Here is a 17,217-nt window from a genome sequence, read left to right on the forward strand (position 1 = left end):
CCTCACTCTGTCACCATTTCGATCGGAAACTCGACCGTGAACGTACTTCCGATGCCTTCTTCCGACTGAACGGATATCGTTCCGTCATGATCTCTGACGATCATCTGACAGATCGCAAGACCAAGACCGGTACCCCCGATTTTCCGGGTATCCGAATTATCGGCCCGGTAAAATTTATCAAAGATAAACGGGACCGATTTTTCCGGAATTCCGATTCCTTCATCTTCAACCGTCAAGCGGATCAAGTGATCCTGCACGACTCCTTTTATCTGAATCAGTCCACCGTCCGGTGAATATTTAATCGCATTCATGATCAGGTTCGTGAACAGTTGTTTCATTTTTTCTTCACTTGCCGTCAGCTCGTAACGACCCGGTTCAAAAGCAACCCGAATCCGGTGTTTACTGCTTGCCAAGTCAAACATCGGCCGCATTTCAAACACTAATTTCTTTAAGTCCATCCGTTTTTTAGTCGTGCCTTGCGTCAGATCTTCACCCTTTTGAATCTCCAAAATATCGTCAATCAATTCCGCCAACCGGACAGTCTCGGAATGAATCGTTTCGAGGTATTTTTTCTGACGCGGACCATCGAGTGTCCGGCGCATCAACAGTTCCGTGAAGCCCATGATCGAGGAAAGCGGTGTCCGCAATTCGTGCGACACGATGGAAACAAACTCGGATTGTTTTAAATCAAGTTCCTTCTCCTTCGTCACATCACGCAGGACCAGCATCATCCCCCACTCGACATTGGCAATCGCAATCCGTTCTGCGTAAGCACTGAGCAGTAAATTCCCCCGGAACGCCGATAATTCAATCGTTTCACCCGGGATTTCCCCGTTCATCAACTGACCGATGTAATCGTGCAAAGCGTCGGCTTGATCGATATGTTCAAACAATGAGGTCGCCCGTTCGTAGGCATGGCGGAATCCTTGTGCTTGATTAACCAGTTTCGGCGGGAACATGTTCAACAAAGCCTGATTGGCATAAATCTGTTCGCCGCTGCTTTCGATATAGAGCACCGCTTCGCGGATCGAGTCAAGCAATTGATACGTTTTAATTTTTTCGTGCTCCATCTGATGGAACAACAAATGCCGTTCCAGCGTCATACCCAGTTTACGCGACAGGTCGAGGATGTCCCCGACCTGTTCCAGATTAAACTGTTCAAACGGATGCTTAAGATAGATGATTCCGACGACACCTCCATTGCTTGGTGATTGGACGGGAATGGCCGATTCATACATCCCTTCCGCCGCTGGAAGCTGGACGGATTTACGCATCACAAAAGCACGACGCAACACCGAGTATTGATCCAGATCTTTTTCAATCAATTCAATGTCCTCGACCCCTTGCGTTACGAGATGGCTCAGTTGCTCACGTCGGTACAACAGGATGGCGCCGGCTTCGAGGTCCACGAGATGAAGCAGTTTGACAAGCAATGTCTCACATGCCGACTCGACATTTTGTGTCGCTAACGCTTCCATCATCTCGTTTCGATGCTTCAATTTATGCTCCACTTCGACAAGATCCTGTGTCAGTTGACCGATGCGCTGTTGATCCGTCGTCTCGGTCGCTTTCACTTCACTTAACGGGAAAGGACCGGTTTTTAGACGATACGGTCTGACTTTTTTTTCGGGACGGTAACGCATGACTTTTTTCAATGAGTTTCCTCCTTCCGGCTCCTGAATTCATGTCTAAAATTATAGCATGTACACCGATTGCTGAAACAGGAAATTCAATCCGTTGTTTCATTCAACAGACGGCTGAAGGACTGCTCAAAAGACGCATCTTCTTGACGTGTCCGTTTCTTCGGTCCTTTTGTCCGCCCGCCGGCCCGACGAATTTCCTGTCCAACATGCCGGGTATGTAACAGAAAATCAATATTCTCGTTCGTAAAAATCCGACCATTCTGATCAATCGCCTGTCCTTTACGTGCCAACGCCAGCGCTGCGAGACCATAATCCTGAGTCACGACGATATCCCCCGGCGCCATCCGGTTGACGATGGCAAAATCAACCGCATCATGCCCTTGACCGATGGTGATGGTCGTCGCACCGGCACGATTGAATTGATGGGCCGTGTCACAAACTAAAAACACCTCATATCCTCGGCTGAGCCGAATCGTCAAATCCACGACCGGACAGCCGTCGGCATCAATCCATATTTTCATGTCCTGTCACTCCTTACTTCCGTTCACTTCTTTTAGTGTCCGTGACGACAGGAATGACTGTCAAGTGAATCGTTCGAAGTTGACCATCTTCTCCATAAAACAGACAATAGACAGGAAAGGATGTGCCGAAGTGAAACCTGCTACATTTAAATCATTTTTATCATTACTAAAGAAAAGTGAACCACCGATCGGACTGCTGTCGGCTGCCGTAACGGTGTCGATCATTCAGGCACTCGCTGCCCTGATGATTCCTTGGTTCTTGAAGTCTTTGATTGACAATTTTTCCGTCGATCGCCTGACACCCGGGTTGATCACCCTGTTCATCGTGATCTTCATCGTCCAAATGATCAGCAATGCGTTTTCCATCTATTGGCTGCACATTGCGGGACAACGGATCGTCGCGAATTTACGGACGATGTTATGGAAACACCTGCTAGCTTTACCCATTCCATTTTACGACGAAACGAAATCCGGTGAGCTCGTCTCGCGTCTCAATAATGATGCGACGACGTTACAACAGCTATTATCGGAGCAACTCGTGCGTCTGTTGACATCGATCGTCTCGATCGTCGGTGCAATCACAATCTTATTTTTCCTCGACTGGCAGATGACGCTCGTGATGGTGATTGCCGTGCCGATTACGTTATTGATCATCATCCCGCTCGTTCGGAAGCTTCACCAGATTTCCCGTGAAACGCAAAAAGAACTGGCCGGATTATCCGGATTTTTTGCGGAAATGCTGGGTGAAGTCCGCCTGATCAAATCACAGGCGACGGAAGAGTATGAGATGGACCGGGGACAGACCCGGATTGAGAATCTGTATGGTTTTGGTGTCAAGGAAGGGAAGGTCCAAGCCATCTTGCTGCCGGTCTTCAACGTTGCCTTGACTTCGATGCTGATCATCATCATCAGCTTCGGTGCTTACCGCGTCGCAACGAATCAGATTACAGCCGGTGAACTCGTCGCCTTCTCGTTATACCTGTTCCAAATCATGACTCCGCTTGTGACGATGACCGAATTCGTCTCAAAACTGCAAAAAGCACGCGGAGCGACGGAACGGATTTCCGAATTGCTCGAAGAACAGCCGGAAACCGATGGAACACGTCAGGTCGAGCGCCCGTTCGCAGCGGTTCATTTTAACCAACTGTCGTTCGGTTATGATGAAACGACACTGTTGCATGACGTCACCTTCTCCTTGCCGCGTGGTCAAACGACGGCAATCGTCGGACCAAGCGGCTCCGGGAAATCAACGTTGTTCGCTCTGCTCGAACGCTTTTATCAACCGACGTCCGGTCAGATCGAACTCGGTCCACACGCCATCAACGAGTTTGAACTGGCGAGCTGGCGGAATTCAATCGGTTACGTCGCTCAGGATTCGCCGGTCTTGTCCGGGACGATTCGCGACAACCTGTTATATGGCTTAACGGGTGACGTCACGGAGCAACAAATCCGGGAAGCGGCCGAGATGGCCAATGCCGACGAATTCATTCGTTCGTTCGCAAACGGATACGAAACCGAGATCGGCGAACGGGGCGTCAAACTGTCCGGCGGTCAGCGGCAACGGATTGCCATCGCCCGCGCCCTTCTGCGTGATCCGGAGCTGTTACTGCTTGACGAAGCGACTTCAAGTCTTGACTCCGAGTCGGAACGTGTCGTTCAGGAAGCGCTCGAACGGCTGATGGAAGGACGGACGACATTCGTCATCGCCCACCGTCTCGCCACCGTCCGCCACGCCGATCAAATCGTCGTCCTCGAACAAGGACGTGTTTCCGGCATCGGGACACATGACGCCCTCGTCGCGTCGAATGTTTTGTATAATAAACTCGTAACGCAACAATTCATCGGTCAAACCGAAACGACCAGGGGGAGTAACAGATGACAAAAACAATTGGTTTCATCGGACTGGGTGTCATGGGTCAAGGCATGGTCCGCAATTTATTAAAAGCCGGTTTTTCCGTCAAAGGCTATAACCGGACAAAAGAAAAAGGGCTGCCGCTCGAACAGGACGGCGCCGTAATCGTCGATACGATTCAGGAAGCCGTGACGGATGTCGACGTTGTCATCTCGATCGTCGGATATCCGCAGGACGTGGAAGAGATTTATTTGGCGGAAGACGGCATTTTAGCATCGGCAAACCCGGGGACGATCGTCATTGACATGACGACATCAAGTCCCGCACTCGCAATCCGGATTGCGGAGCAAGCTGCTCAAACAGGACTTCACGCCCTCGACGCACCGGTCACAGGCGGCGATCTCGGTGCAAAAAACGGGACACTCGCGATTCTCGTCGGCGGCGAAGAAGCAGCCTTCGATACGGTCAAACCACTGTTCGAGGCGATGGGCAAATCAATCGCCCGCTTTGGTGGTCCGGGACAAGGGCAGTCGGCTAAACTCGCCAATCAGATTGCGATTGCCGGATCGATGATTGGAACAGCGGAAATGCTGCTGTTCGTCACGAAATCCGGCATCGATCCGACACAGTTCGTCGAGACGATCAAAAGCGGATCGGCCGGCAGCTGGTCACTCGAGAATTTGATTCCGCGTGTCATTGCGGAAAACTATTCACCCGGCTTCTTCGTCAAACATTTCATCAAGGACATGCGTTTGGCACTCGAACGTGCGGATGAGATGGGCATTTCGACACCGGGTCTCGCCCTCGTCAAAGACTTGTATGAGGAACTGGCCGCGTCCGGTCATGCCGAATCAGGAACACAAGCCCTCTACTTGCTGTTAAAAGAAAAAACACCGTCACGTTAAGAGACGAAACGACAAAACGAGTCTGACCTGCCCGATGAAGGGTGGATCAGACTCGTTTTTTTACGCGGGACGTGTCGCTGTCTGTTGTTCTTTTTTTAACTGCTCATAAAAATGTGCCATCGTCGTATCGAAATACGGTGTCAGCAGGACAACTCCGACAGTACTGAGTAAGGCGAGGATGCCCCAGATGATGAAGCTGAGGTACAGCTTCACGAGACGCCACTTATGACCATGCATCATCCGTCGACTTTCCCCGAGTACTTGGAAAAACGACAGATCCGGTCGGTCGATCAACAAAAACGGAACCAGTCGATACATCAGGTAAAAATAGATCGCCGGTACGATCAAAAAAGAACCCAAGTAGACGAGGAGCGTAACAACCGTATAGGCAGCCATTACCTTCAAATAAAAGCGGATCGATGAAAATCCTTCGAATAATGTGCCGATGCCTGCCGTCTCACCACGGACGAGACGTAAGTAGGAAATCGTCCGTCCAACCGTAACCGGTGCGAGGACGATTGTCACGACGATGTTCAAGGCGACGAAGCGAAGCATGCTGTCGAGATTATCTTGGTCAAACGACATCCGACTGGCAGCCAGCGCAAAGATTAAGAAATAAACGATCGAAATGCTGAGCGCTGTCAGCCACTTTCCTTTCAGCGTCGCAAGTGCAGCTTGTTTGTACTGTAGATTTGTCATGATGAACTCCTTTACCTTTCAACTTTCCTGTTATAGTTTACCGTAGTCTGTCTTGAAAAAATAGCAATCCCTGTCTCGATTCCTTCAAGATGTGTCGATTTTTGGGCAGCTATGACAATTGGATTCCCTTCTCTTCTTTAAAGAGCGATGCAACTGAAACCACTTTTTCTTCACTCGCTTTCCTCAGGCGAGACACAAGCCAGTTTCCCTGCCCTGAGGGTCAGGAAAGCGGGTCTTGTTTGTCTCTGACAGCGCAAAAAATTGCGCTTTTTCCTGTAGGAGTCTCGTGAATACGTGGTTTCTTCAAAATAAAAAAGAAGAACAGATGCAAGTCTGCTCCTCTTTTCTCCTAAGATGGACTGTCACACCAACTGATGGCTTTGATTAACGCGCAAGCAGCTGTTTCAGTGCCGCGACTTTATCAGCATCAACTTGACCGTCGACGAGGACGGCTGATCCGACGTGCAATTCGGTCGCCTGGGTTGCTTTAAGTAATTCTTCCGCCCGCTCGACCGTGATGCCGGAACCCGGCAGGACGATCAAGTCGGGATTTTGCTCAATCAACTGGGCGATGACGGCTTGACCTTCAAGTGCCGTCGCGTGTCCGCCTGACGTTAAGATCCGGTCGACCTCGGGAAAATCGGCCAATACTTCAGCTGCTTCCAAGATGTCACGACTGCTGTCGATTGCCCGGTGGAACGTCAGCGACAAATCGCCCTTATGTTTGATGATTCGTCCAAGGAATCCTTCGTCAACACGTCCGTCTGCCGTCAATGAACCGACGACGATTCCGGCTGCTCCGAGTTCCCGAATCAAATCAATGTCCGTGATGATTGTTTCCTGATCAGCTTTCGAATAGACAAACGATTTGCTGTGCGGTCGCACGAGGACGTGGACCGGAATCTCGACCGAAGACAAGACCTGCCGGATCAATCCGTAACTCGGCGTCAATCCGCCTTCTGATAAGGCCGAGACGAGTTCAAGCCGGTCGGCTCCCGCCCGCTCGGCGGCTGTTGCTTCTTCTACTGTTGCTGCAATGATTTCTAACATGATACATCCCTCCCGCCCTAGTGTATCATGAGACGACGGTCCAATTCACCCGTTCATTAAACAGCTTCATCTCCCAAGACGGCGGATAGGTCGAGGGACTGAGAACGATTTTAGCGCGGCGGAATTCCGCGACCTTATATTTCCGGTTGCCCTCGAATTCGTCACACGCTAAAAAGGCATAGACATCCTTCGTCCGACCGATGATGGCTTTTTGAATCAACGACGACTCGATGTCATCGCTGACGAATCCCCGCTCGATCTCGGCTCCGTCGAACGTCAAAAAAGACGCGTCAAACGCGTAGGCGTCAAGCGCCTGCAAGACTTCGACCCCAACCGTCTGTCCATATGAATCGACGGTTCCGCCGAGTAATCGTATCTCGCCGTGGAACGGTCCCGTTTCCCGGCACTGTTCGAGATGACTGGCGATCGACAGCGAGTTCGTGACAATCGTTGCGCTGCCGCTCAAGTACGGTAACAGATGTTCGACCGGCTCCCCTTTGCCTAAAAAGATACAGGAGTAGTCGGCCAGCCAACCTTTCGCATAACGCGCCAGCCGACGGGACAATTGATCGGTCCGTCTTGAAATCGGTGATTCTTGTTTGCCGCCTTGGTAGATTGCGCCCCCGTAAACCCGCTTCAGTTGTCGTTCCCGCTCGAGTTCCTCGAGATAACGCCGCACGGTCTCCCCGGAAACATCCAGACGGTCAATCAAATCCTTCGTCATGACTTTTCCTTCTTCTTCGAGCCATTGCATGATTTGTGATTTTCGTTCCTCTCCTAATAACGACACATGAACTACTCCCTTCACAGACAAGTACTACTTCTAGTGTAGCGAACGTCTGTAAAGGTCTTGTAAATCCGGTGTAAAAAAACGTGTAATTCCTATGAAATGTTGTTGAATTCGTTTATTTTTCAGAAAGAGGGTCGACACGCTGAAATCGTTTGCCTGATTTACGGCAAAAAACCGGTCCATCCCCGCTTCCTGGCAGGAAGAAGGACACGAACCGGTCCGCATCAATCGATGTCTTTTTTGTCTTTCGCAAACATGTTGATCTTTGATTCCGTCCCTTGACGGATTCGGCTGATGTTATCGCGGTGCTTGAAGATGACGAACAGGGCAAGAATCGTAAAGAACGTCGGTACGATCCAGTCCTGCTCGATGATGCCGATCGTAATCGAAACAACGATGCCGATGCTTGCCGCAACGATTGAGCTGAGTGAGACCATTCGGCTGAGTCGTAACGTCGTCAAAAACGAGACGAGCAAAAAGAGGAACAGAATCGGGCTCGTCACGAGCAACATGCCGCCTGACGTCGCAACCGCCTTGCCGCCCTTGAACTTGGCGAAGACCGGATAGATGTGTCCGGTGACGGCCGCTAGTCCGGCAAACAGCGGATGCAACTCCGAAGCGAGTAAGATCGGCACGAGGCTGGCTACTGCTCCCTTACCGAGATCACCGATCAAGACGATGATCCCTGCTTTTTTCCCCAACACACGAAACGTATTCGTCGTGCCCAGATTTCCACTGCCGTGTTGGCGAATGTCAATCCCGTGCCCCCACTTCCCGACAAGTAAGGCAAACGGAATCGATCCGAGCAAATAGCCTAAAATTAAAATCCCGATGATTTCAATCATGGTCAACCTCCAACGTATTAGTGACCGACCTTCATATATTCTTCGAGAGTCTGTCCATTATTTTTAATTTGTGTGGCTGGACCGACACCAACATAACGGATGTGCCATGGTTCGTACGTGTATCCAGTCCGTGACTGGAATCCACGGTCATACCGGACGATGAATCCATACTTCGCTGCGTTGTTCGCAATCCATTTTCCTTCTTTTGTATCACCAAGTGCTGCCGTCAATCCATTGCCGACACTTGGAGCCGAGATATCAAACACAAGTCCGGTCTGGTGTTCACTGTGACCTGGGCGGGCCGAGTACTGATCGGCTGCTTCTTTTCCGTCACGTGCGACATAGTTGTTGTACAGCACCGTTTGACGTGCGCCCGAGCGGAAGCCGCTGACAGCATTCAATGTGATATTGGCTGCTTTCGCGTCTGCGAACATTTTTTCCATTTGTTTCGCTGCCGGTGCCTGCATGTAACTTTGTTCGAGCACACCGGAGTAAGAAAAGCTGACGTCAGGTACGACTAGATTCGACGGCTTGTAGTCGATCGGTAAGCTGTACTTTTTGTTGACGACGACTAACTCGCCGAGGGACAGATCGGCTTTCGTATCCGATTTATCGACGTCCGGTGTCTCCGACTCCGGTTTTGATGGTTTCGACGGTTCCGGATCCTGTGCAGAGTCGGTTTTCCCGTCGTCTTTTTTCTCTTCTGTTGTCTCATCGGTTTTGTCTTCCGTTGCCGATTCATCCGCCTTGTCTTCAGCGGCTTTTTTCTCAGCCTCTTCTTCTGCTGCTTTTTCTTCCGCAGCTTTCTTGTCGGCGGCTGCCTGTTCTTCTGCTTTTTTCTCAGCTTCTGCTTGTGCCTCGGCTTCTTTTTTCGCTTCGGCTGCTTCTTTTTCTTTTGCTACTTCGGCATCACTTTTTTCATTATCTTGTGCGACCTTTTCGTCTGCGTTTTGATTCGCCTGTTCTTCTGTTTTTGTGTCTTTTTCCGCTTCCTGATCCCCAGGATTACAACCTGCAAGGAGGAGCGCCAATGTACTGACTGCTACGATTTTTTTCATTTTCATTTCCCCACTTCCTTGGTGCTATTCTATGTTACCTCTAATCGACCGATTAGAAAAGCCCTCACGCAAGAAATCCTGCTGAGGGCTGAGGGTTAATTCGAGATGAGGACGGCGTCATCGGCACGCATCTGTTCATAGATGGCATGCCAGTTCGGAAAGACTTTCGGCAGACGGATCGGCCGGAAGTTTTCTTTTTTGACGACGACGTGCGTTGTCTTGGCCGACACGGCCAGTTGACCGTCGGCATTCTTCACTTCGTATCCGTAAATCGTCCGCAAGCCGTCGTAATGGTCAATCCAGACAGAGACGTGTGCTACGTCGCCGTATGTCAACGACCGTTTGTAGTCGAGGTTGACGTTCGTGACGGGTGAGACATATCCCTCTTCTTCCATTTCCTTGTAATCAAGTCCGAGTGACTTGATCATTTCCGTCCGTGCAATCTCCAGATACACGAGATAGTTGGAATGATAGACGATGCCCATCATATCGGTTTCGGCGTAACGAACTGGTATTTCAATCGTGTGCATGTAACTTCCCCCTTAAAAATCCTCTTTTTCAAGATAGGACCATTCTGAACCGCTTAAGCTAAGTTTGTCAATTAATCGGACGGATTGTTTGGCAATCGCTCGTTCGACGATCGTAATCGCCGCGCGGGCATTGCCGTTCGGTACCGTCTCAATCATTTGCTCGAGCGCCTGTTTCGCATCATCCGTCAACTGATAGCCATACTGCGCAGCATAGTTGATGATGATTTCGATCAGCTCGTCCTTCGCATAATTCGGGAAGTGGAACTCGCGCTTAAACCGGGACTTCAGCCCGGGATTGCTGGCGAGTAACGCCTGCATCGGTTGCTCGTAACCGGCGAGGACGACGACCAGATTATCGGCATGCTTTGTCATCTCGTCGACGAGCGTATCAATCGCTTCCTTGCCGAAGTCGTTCGCTCCACCGTTCAGCGCATAGGCTTCATCGATGAACAAGACGCCGCCCAGTGCGTCGCGGATCACGTCCCGCGTCTGTTTCGCCGTTTGACCGACATAACCCGAGACGAGATCGGCGCGACTGACGACTTTCAGATGTCCGCGCTTCAAGTAACCGCACTGCTGCAAGACGTCCGCATAAAGCGCTGCGACCGTCGTTTTTCCGGTTCCGCTGTTTCCGCTGAAGACGGCATGGAGTTCGACCGGCAAGACTTTAAAACCCGCCTCCTGCCGGCGTTTTTGCATCGACAACAAGGCTTGGATCTGTTTGATTTCTGCTTTAAGCGGCTGAAGTCCGACGAGTTGGTTCAGCCGTTCTTCGACCGTACTGTCGTCCGAGGCGACAAGTTCAAAATCGCTTTGTTCAAGCAGGGCAAAATCCTCATGACTGGCACTCTCCCCGAGGCTTGCGCCTTTTTTAAAGATTGCGTCGAGGACGATGTTTCGGACCGCCCGTCCGTTTCCGAAACTGGCATCGACGCGTTCCCGTTCGAGCCGGGACAGCAACGCCCGTTCTGCCTGCTCCGTCAGGACATAGTCATTCGCAGTCGCAATCGAGCGTCCGATTTCAAGTAACTCCGTATCGGTATAGTCCGCCAGCAGATAATGGTTCGATTCCGGGAAACGGCTTCGCAAACCGGGATTGGCCTTTAAGAAGTCCCGCATCTCTTCCGGATAACCGGCGAGGACAACGGCGAACCGTCCTGCATATTCACCGCTCGTCATTGCGGCGACGAGCGTATCGATCGCTGCCTGTCCATAATCGTTGCCGCTCTGACCGGCCCGCTTCAAGGCATAGGCTTCATCGATGAACAAGACACCGCCGACGGCTTCGCGGACTTTACTCATGACCTGTTCTTCCGTCTGTCCGACAAACGCTCCGACGAGTGACGACCGGTCCGTCTCAACGACTTCCGGACGTTCGAGCAGTCCTAGCTCGTGGTAAATCTTCGCCATCAGCCGGGCGAGCGTCGTTTTCCCGGTTCCGGGATTCCCCATGAAGATCATGTGGAGCGACGGTTGATCACTCGAACGGTACCCGTCCGACGTCCGTTTTTGCTGATACTTCAAAAAACGGTACATCTGATGGACCCGCAGTTTGATATCCTCCAGTCCGATCATCGCATCAAGTTCTTCAAGCGCCGACCGTTCGACCTGTTTGATCTCTGCCGGCAACAAGGACACGACACGGCGTAAGTCTTGGATTGCCGTCGCTTTCAGCTCTGTCATCTCCCGGAAGGCATCGCGGGAATAAAACCGTTCCTGTAAGCTGTCGAGAAACTCCGTCGCAATCTGTTCAAGCGTTGCGCTCGACAACAGCAAGGCTTTGCCGGCTTCAAACAGTTCCGACCACCGCGCAGCATCCATCCGGCGCAACCGTTCCGTTTGTTCGACGACCTGCTCCGTTTCATGCAGGATTTGTCCCGCCTGTTGAATCAATTCCTTTGTCGCCGAGCGTTTGGCATTGGCATTGTCCGTTTCCCGAATCGTCGGGAATGTATTGGCGACCAACAACTGATAGCTGCTTTGCAACTGTTGTTCAATCAACAGCTGTTCCAAGCGTTCCGGCAGGCGGTCGTGTTGACGGATTTCCTGCATCCAGCTCTCGGCCAGCGCATCGATCCGTCCGGTCATGATATACCGGTGCTCGACCAGCAACGCTAAAATCCGGACCAACGCCCCGGTTTCCTGCAACAGACGACTGCTTTGTGCATAGCGTAAGGCCAGGACTTCCTCGACTTTCGCGCCGCCTTCCCACGCCTCGATTTGTTTGAACATCTCCTCTTTTGAGAACGTCTCCATCTTTGTTAATCCCTCCTACTTCTCGAAAAAACCGACTTTGACCGTCACGATGTGACGCTCCAGTCGGTTTCTCATCATTTAGCTTTTAACCAGTTCGGGTCGAATGTATCCAGTGTTTCGAGTTTCTGCATCTTGACGGAATAAAACAGCTTTCCGTTGTTGCGGGACTCGGCTCCGAGTACTTTTGACCGGTCGGACGCGACATAGTACGTCGCTTCTTCGGCATTATCGTCTTTATCGAAGAAAGATGGATACTGCTTAATCCATTCTTTCGGCACCGTGCTCGACGGCTCTTTTTTGACGAAGACGTCGGCTGCATTGCCGGCGATGTCCGCTTCCCCTTCGACTTGACCAAAGTCACCGTCTTCGATGAACTTGAGGATCTGTTCGTTGAATCCGCGTGACAAGAACGGACGCGGTGCACTGACGCTCTTCGATGCTTCCGTTTCGTTCAACAACTTACCGTCCGCATTGTATTCCCGGAACATCTTCCCGTCCCAGATCGCCATCGTTCCCTTTGATGGACCGTCGATGACTTCTGTCCGGAAACGTCCTTTATCATCAAAAACGACTTCATACGTCCGTGTTTCGAGTGCATCTTCCGTCGTCGACAATTTCTTTTCGACATACTGGATGCGTGACATCGTATAAAACGGTTTGACCGGTTCGGCTTTATCTTCATTAGCGGTCTGTGTCTTATTCAAAAGGTAAAAATTATAGGCAAGGAGTATCGCCATTGCCACGATTGCAACTGCAATCCATGTGCTCGTTCGTTTCGTCATGCCATGTACACCATCCTAAATTTGTCTCGTTTCATGTTAATGGTATCGGTTTTAGGCTTAGAATACAAAGGGTTTGTCCAAGATTCACGCATTTCTGAGGAAATACGTCAGACTTTTGAACAATTACTTGGTTTTTTCAAAAGCTGGCTATCTGCATACAAAAACCGAACTGCTGATGAACGGCAGTCCGGTAAGCTTAATCTGTTTTCGGTTCAAGTGAAACAATCATCGATTCATCGACGAGGTAATACGTGTGATGGGGCAGCTCGCGTAAATAACCTTGTTCAAACAATTTGGCACAATCGACTTGAAACGTCTTCGAGTACGGTTTGAGGGGTAACTTGCGCTCTTTGTCGAAATACCGGTCGACGGCGACCTGGACATGATCCATCTCGTAAACGGTCGCGCGGTCCTTCGCTTCCATGATCGCAAACGTCTCGCGTGACATATAGAAGACCTGCGTCGAACGGACACCCAGATGCGGTGCCAGTCGCGCCATATCGATCCGTTGTTCCTGATCGAGTAAAATCGTCCGGTTCGTTCCTTTGGGCAACGCCAGTTCAAAATCGTGTGTCGCCCGTTTGACTTCATCGAGCGTGACATCGCGAACGGGCAACGGCGGTTCTTCTTTTGCTTGAAACCATTTCTTAAAGCGGTTCACGGTCTCGCCCCTTTCTGCATCAAAAAAGGTGGGGTTGCCCCCACCTCAAACGTTAATGTAAACGGTTTAGTTTTGCAAGCGTTCGCGGAGAACCATCGGTAGGATTCCACCGTGACGGTAGTAATCGATATCGACTTCTGAATCGAAACGAGCGATTGCTTCGAACTTCGTGACTTTTCCGTCAGCGGCTGTTGCTGTGACTTCGACGACGTCACGTGGACGAACTGACTCGTCGATCGCGATGCTGATCGCTTCTTCGCCTGTTAAGCCAAGCGATTCAGCCGATGTGCCGGCCGCGTATTGGAGTGGCAAGACACCCATCATGACGAGGTTCGAACGGTGAATCCGCTCAAAGCTCTCAGCGATGACGGCTTTGACACCAAGAAGGTTTGTACCTTTCGCTGCCCAGTCACGTGATGAACCCATCCCGTAATCTTTACCGGCGAGGATGACAAGACCTGTGCCATCTTCCTTGTACTTCATCGCAGCATCGTACATCGCCATCGTTTCGCCTGTTGGCCAGTACGTTGTGAAGCCGCCTTCTGTACCTGGAGCGACTTGGTTACGGATCCGGATGTTCGCGAATGTTCCGCGCATCATGATCTCGTGGTTACCACGGCGTGAACCGTATGAGTTGAAGTCTTTTGGTGCAACCCCTTTATTGACGAGGTATTGTCCGGCTGGTGTCGTTTTCGAGAACGAACCGGCTGGTGAGATGTGGTCCGTCGTGACGGAATCCGCAAATTTACCGAACACACGGAGGTTGTTCAACGCTTCGACGTGACCGGCTTCTTTCGCCAAGTTCTCGAAGAACGGCGGGTTCTGGATGTATGTCGACGCTTCGTCGAAGTCATACTGATCGCCCGTCGGCACGTCAAGGTTGTTCCAACGTTCGTTTCCTGTGAAGACCGAATCGTACTCCGCACGGAAGCTTTCCGGTGTGACGACCGTGTTGATAATCGTTTGGATCTCGTCACGTGACGGCCAGATGTCCGCGAAGAAGACTTCTTGTCCGTCTTTGCCTGTTCCGAGTGACGCGTTCATGATGTCCACGTCAACCGTTCCGGCAATCGCATACGCGACGACGAGTGGTGGTGATGCCAAGTAGTTGGCTTTCACGAGCGGGTGAACCCGTCCTTCGAAGTTCCGGTTTCCTGAGAGGACAGACGAGACGAGCAGGTCTGATCCGAGGATCGCGTTTTCGACGGCAAGGTCAAGTGGACCCGAGTTTCCGATACATGTCGTACAACCGTAACCAACTGTGTTGAAACCGAGTTGATCGAGGTACGGCTGAAGTCCTGATTTCTCAAGGTAATCCGTAACGACTTTTGATCCCGGTGCAAGTGATGTCTTGACGTATTTCGGAACCGTCAGTCCAAGATCGATTGCTTTTTTCGCAACGAGTCCGGCACCGATCATGACGTACGGGTTCGATGTGTTCGTACAGCTCGTGATTGCTGCGATCGCGAGGTCTCCCGTACGCATTTCAACCGCTTCGTCTTTAAATTGAACGACAGCGACTTTGCTTGCTTCTTCTTCAGCAAGACCAAAACCGGCGTTTCCTTGTGGTGCTGTCAACGCTTTTTGGAACGACGTATGAACGTCCGTCAAATCGATCCGGTCTTGTGGACGTTTTGGTCCGGCAAGGGCAGGAACGATGGTCGACAGATCAAGTTCAACCGTCTTCGTGAACGTTGGATCTTCGTTTTGCGGCGTGTAGAACAAACCGTTTGCTTTTGAGTAGTTTTCGACTTTTTCGATCAACGCTTCTTCGCGTCCTGTCAGACGGAGGTACGTCAACGTTTCCGTATCGACCGGGAAGAATCCGCATGTCGCACCGTATTCAGGCGCCATGTTCGCGATTGTCGCACGGTCAGACAGTGACATCAGGTGAAGGGATGGTCCGAAGAACTCGACGAATTTCCCGACAACGTTTTCTTGACGCAGCATTTCCGTCACGCGGAGGGCAACGTCCGTTGCTGTTGTTCCAGGATGCATTTCGCCCGTGATGCGGACACCGATGACTTCAGGAACCGGGAAGAATGACGGTTGTCCGAGCATGCCGGCTTCCGCTTCGATTCCACCGACACCCCAACCAAGGACACCGAGTCCGTTGATCATCGTCGTGTGGGAATCCGTTCCGACGAGTGTATCCGGATAGACGTCAACTGAACCGTCAGTCGTTTCCTTTTCAAGGACGACCGATGCCAAGTACTCAAGGTTGACTTGGTGGACGATTCCTGTTGCCGGCGGGACAGCACGGTAGTTGTCGAATGCCGTTGTCGCCCAGCGTAACAATTTGTAACGTTCTTCGTTGCGTTCGAACTCGAGGTCCATGTTCTCAGCGAGTGCGCCGGCGAATCCGTAAGCATCGACTTGAACCGAGTGGTCGACGACGAGGTCAACCGGAACTTCCGGGTTGATGACCGATGGATCTCCACCGAGGTCTTGCATCGCTTTACGGAGTGACGCGAGATCGACGACTGTCGGAACACCCGTGAAGTCTTGTAAGATGACGCGTGACGGTTTGAACGGCACATCGATATCATTCGACACTTGGGCAGTTCCCCATTTCGCCAAGTTTTCGACATGTTCTTGTGTGATCGAACGACCGTCTTGTTGACGAAGGACGGATTCAAGCAGAACACGGATGGAATATGGAAGGCGTTTGACTTCCGTCAGACCGAGTTCTTCCAATTTTTCAAGGCTGTAATAGTTGTAATTTTTACCGTTTGCTTCAAACGAACGGCGTGCACCAAACACGTCTTGCGTTGGTTGCGTTTGCTTCATGCTGATTCCCCCTTTAAGTGTTGACGACATCAAGCCCCTGATACCGCTTACTTGTACAGCTCTATCATAGTATAATATGGGTCTCGTTACAATTTGAAAGAACAAAAGACCTTCGATAAGTTTTACTTATCGGCTAATTGAGAAGCTATATCAATCATATGCTTACAACGCCGTACCGTTTCTAGTTTTTAATGGTTCTGTTACGGGTACTACTAAATTGTAGAACGACATCAGAACTTTCTGGAGGCGGAAATTATGGCACAATATAAAAACAACGATGCAACACACGTCGTGACGACGATTATTTTCAACGATCTGGAAAAAGCAAAAACCGGTTTTGAAATGATCAAGGACCTCGAAGCGATCAAAGAGATTGAAATGGAACAGATGGTCCTCGCTGAGCGCAATGAGACGGACGGCTTCTCCTTCATCGATGCGATCGACTTCACGCAACAGGATCAATCGTTTAAAGGTTCCATGATCGGAATGGCAGTCGGCGTTGTCGGCGGACCGTTCGGCATGCTCGTCGGTTCCGTCGCCGGATACCTGATCGGGGCGAACCGTGACGAAAAAAACGAACGCGATTCGTTTGATTTGTTTAACCGGACACTCAACCAGATTAATCCTGACCACTATGGCGTCATCATCATCAGTGAGGTCAACGAGGATTCGGAAGCGATCAACGCGATTGCCGCTGAACTCGGAGCGACCGTGCGCCGGACCGGTGAAACGTTTACGGATGAGACGGTTTAATTGAAAAAAGATTGTTGCTTCGTCCCCGTTGTTTCGGGGGCGTTTTTGTGTTCCACCAAATTTAACACGAGTCATTAGTGAT

Annotated in this window: 15 protein-coding genes; 3 read left to right on the forward strand and 12 right to left on the reverse strand. The window is 50.9% G+C overall.

Going from position 1 to position 17,217, the window contains the following annotated elements; genetic code table 11:
• Window positions 1-2: 2 nt before the first annotated feature.
• Both P397_RS0111145 and P397_RS0111150 read right to left on the reverse strand, forming a co-directional pair.
• Window positions 3-1,655, reverse strand: a complete 1,653-nt coding sequence (locus tag P397_RS0111145; RefSeq protein ID WP_235183985.1) for a sensor histidine kinase — start codon at window positions 1,653-1,655, stop codon at window positions 3-5.
• A gap of 74 nt (window positions 1,656-1,729) precedes the next feature.
• Window positions 1,730-2,164 carry a YaiI/YqxD family protein gene (locus P397_RS0111150; RefSeq protein WP_028106605.1) on the reverse strand — a complete coding sequence of 145 codons (435 nt, stop codon included), beginning with the start codon at window positions 2,162-2,164 and terminating at the stop codon, window positions 1,730-1,732.
• 130 nt (window positions 2,165-2,294) lie between these two features.
• Between P397_RS0111150 and P397_RS0111155 the strand changes: the two genes are divergently transcribed.
• The gene (locus tag P397_RS0111155; protein ID WP_028106606.1) at window positions 2,295-4,043 is read left to right on the forward strand and encodes an ABC transporter ATP-binding protein; all 1,749 of its coding nucleotides are present in this window, start codon (window positions 2,295-2,297) and stop codon (window positions 4,041-4,043) included.
• Window positions 4,040-4,921 carry an NAD(P)-dependent oxidoreductase gene (locus P397_RS0111160; RefSeq protein ID WP_028106607.1) on the forward strand — a complete coding sequence of 294 codons (882 nt, stop codon included), beginning with the start codon at window positions 4,040-4,042 and terminating at the stop codon, window positions 4,919-4,921. Before P397_RS0111155 ends, P397_RS0111160 begins: the two co-directional genes overlap by 4 nt.
• A 60-nt stretch (window positions 4,922-4,981) precedes the next feature.
• Here P397_RS0111160 and P397_RS0111165 read toward each other — a convergent pair whose 3' ends face one another.
• From P397_RS0111165 to acnA, 10 genes are all read right to left on the reverse strand, one after another.
• Window positions 4,982-5,620 carry a DUF975 family protein gene (locus P397_RS0111165; protein ID WP_028106608.1) on the reverse strand — a complete coding sequence of 213 codons (639 nt, stop codon included), beginning with the start codon at window positions 5,618-5,620 and terminating at the stop codon, window positions 4,982-4,984.
• A 384-nt stretch (window positions 5,621-6,004) separates the two neighbouring features.
• Complete coding sequence (locus tag P397_RS0111170) at window positions 6,005-6,670, reverse strand: copper homeostasis protein CutC (RefSeq protein WP_012370051.1); 666 nt, start codon at window positions 6,668-6,670, stop codon at window positions 6,005-6,007.
• Window positions 6,671-6,695: 25 nt separating this feature from the next.
• The gene (locus tag P397_RS0111175; protein WP_012370050.1) at window positions 6,696-7,460 is read right to left on the reverse strand and encodes a DeoR/GlpR family DNA-binding transcription regulator; all 765 of its coding nucleotides are present in this window, start codon (window positions 7,458-7,460) and stop codon (window positions 6,696-6,698) included.
• A gap of 224 nt (window positions 7,461-7,684) precedes the next feature.
• On the reverse strand, window positions 7,685-8,305 hold the full coding sequence (gene plsY, locus P397_RS0111185) for a glycerol-3-phosphate 1-O-acyltransferase PlsY (protein WP_026833346.1): 621 nt from the start codon (window positions 8,303-8,305) through the stop codon (window positions 7,685-7,687).
• Window positions 8,306-8,322: 17 nt separating this feature from the next.
• Window positions 8,323-9,369 carry a M15 family metallopeptidase gene (locus P397_RS0111190; RefSeq protein WP_235183986.1) on the reverse strand — a complete coding sequence of 349 codons (1,047 nt, stop codon included), beginning with the start codon at window positions 9,367-9,369 and terminating at the stop codon, window positions 8,323-8,325.
• A gap of 89 nt (window positions 9,370-9,458) precedes the next feature.
• Complete coding sequence (locus P397_RS0111195) at window positions 9,459-9,893, reverse strand: acyl-CoA thioesterase (RefSeq protein WP_026833348.1); 435 nt, start codon at window positions 9,891-9,893, stop codon at window positions 9,459-9,461.
• 12 nt (window positions 9,894-9,905) lie between these two features.
• Window positions 9,906-12,149, reverse strand: a complete 2,244-nt coding sequence (locus P397_RS0111200) for an AAA family ATPase (protein ID WP_026833349.1) — start codon at window positions 12,147-12,149, stop codon at window positions 9,906-9,908.
• Between the two features lie 74 nt (window positions 12,150-12,223).
• Complete coding sequence (locus P397_RS0111205) at window positions 12,224-12,931, reverse strand: hypothetical protein (RefSeq protein WP_026833350.1); 708 nt, start codon at window positions 12,929-12,931, stop codon at window positions 12,224-12,226.
• A gap of 196 nt (window positions 12,932-13,127) precedes the next feature.
• Window positions 13,128-13,592, reverse strand: coding sequence for a DUF3939 domain-containing protein (locus P397_RS0111210; protein WP_026833351.1), 465 nt, complete (start codon window positions 13,590-13,592; stop codon window positions 13,128-13,130).
• Between the two features lie 66 nt (window positions 13,593-13,658).
• A complete protein-coding gene (gene acnA / locus P397_RS0111215) occupies window positions 13,659-16,382 on the reverse strand; it encodes an aconitate hydratase AcnA (protein WP_028106611.1) in 2,724 nt (907 codons plus the stop codon).
• 255 nt (window positions 16,383-16,637) lie between these two features.
• On the opposite strand from acnA, the gene P397_RS0111220 reads away from it, so the two are divergent.
• Window positions 16,638-17,135, forward strand: a complete 498-nt coding sequence (locus P397_RS0111220; RefSeq protein ID WP_028106612.1) for a hypothetical protein — start codon at window positions 16,638-16,640, stop codon at window positions 17,133-17,135.
• Window positions 17,136-17,217: the final 82 nt, after the last annotated feature.

The sequence above is a fragment of the Exiguobacterium undae DSM 14481 genome (assembly GCF_000620805.1).
GTDB lineage: Bacteria > Bacillota > Bacilli > Exiguobacteriales > Exiguobacteriaceae > Exiguobacterium_A > Exiguobacterium_A undae.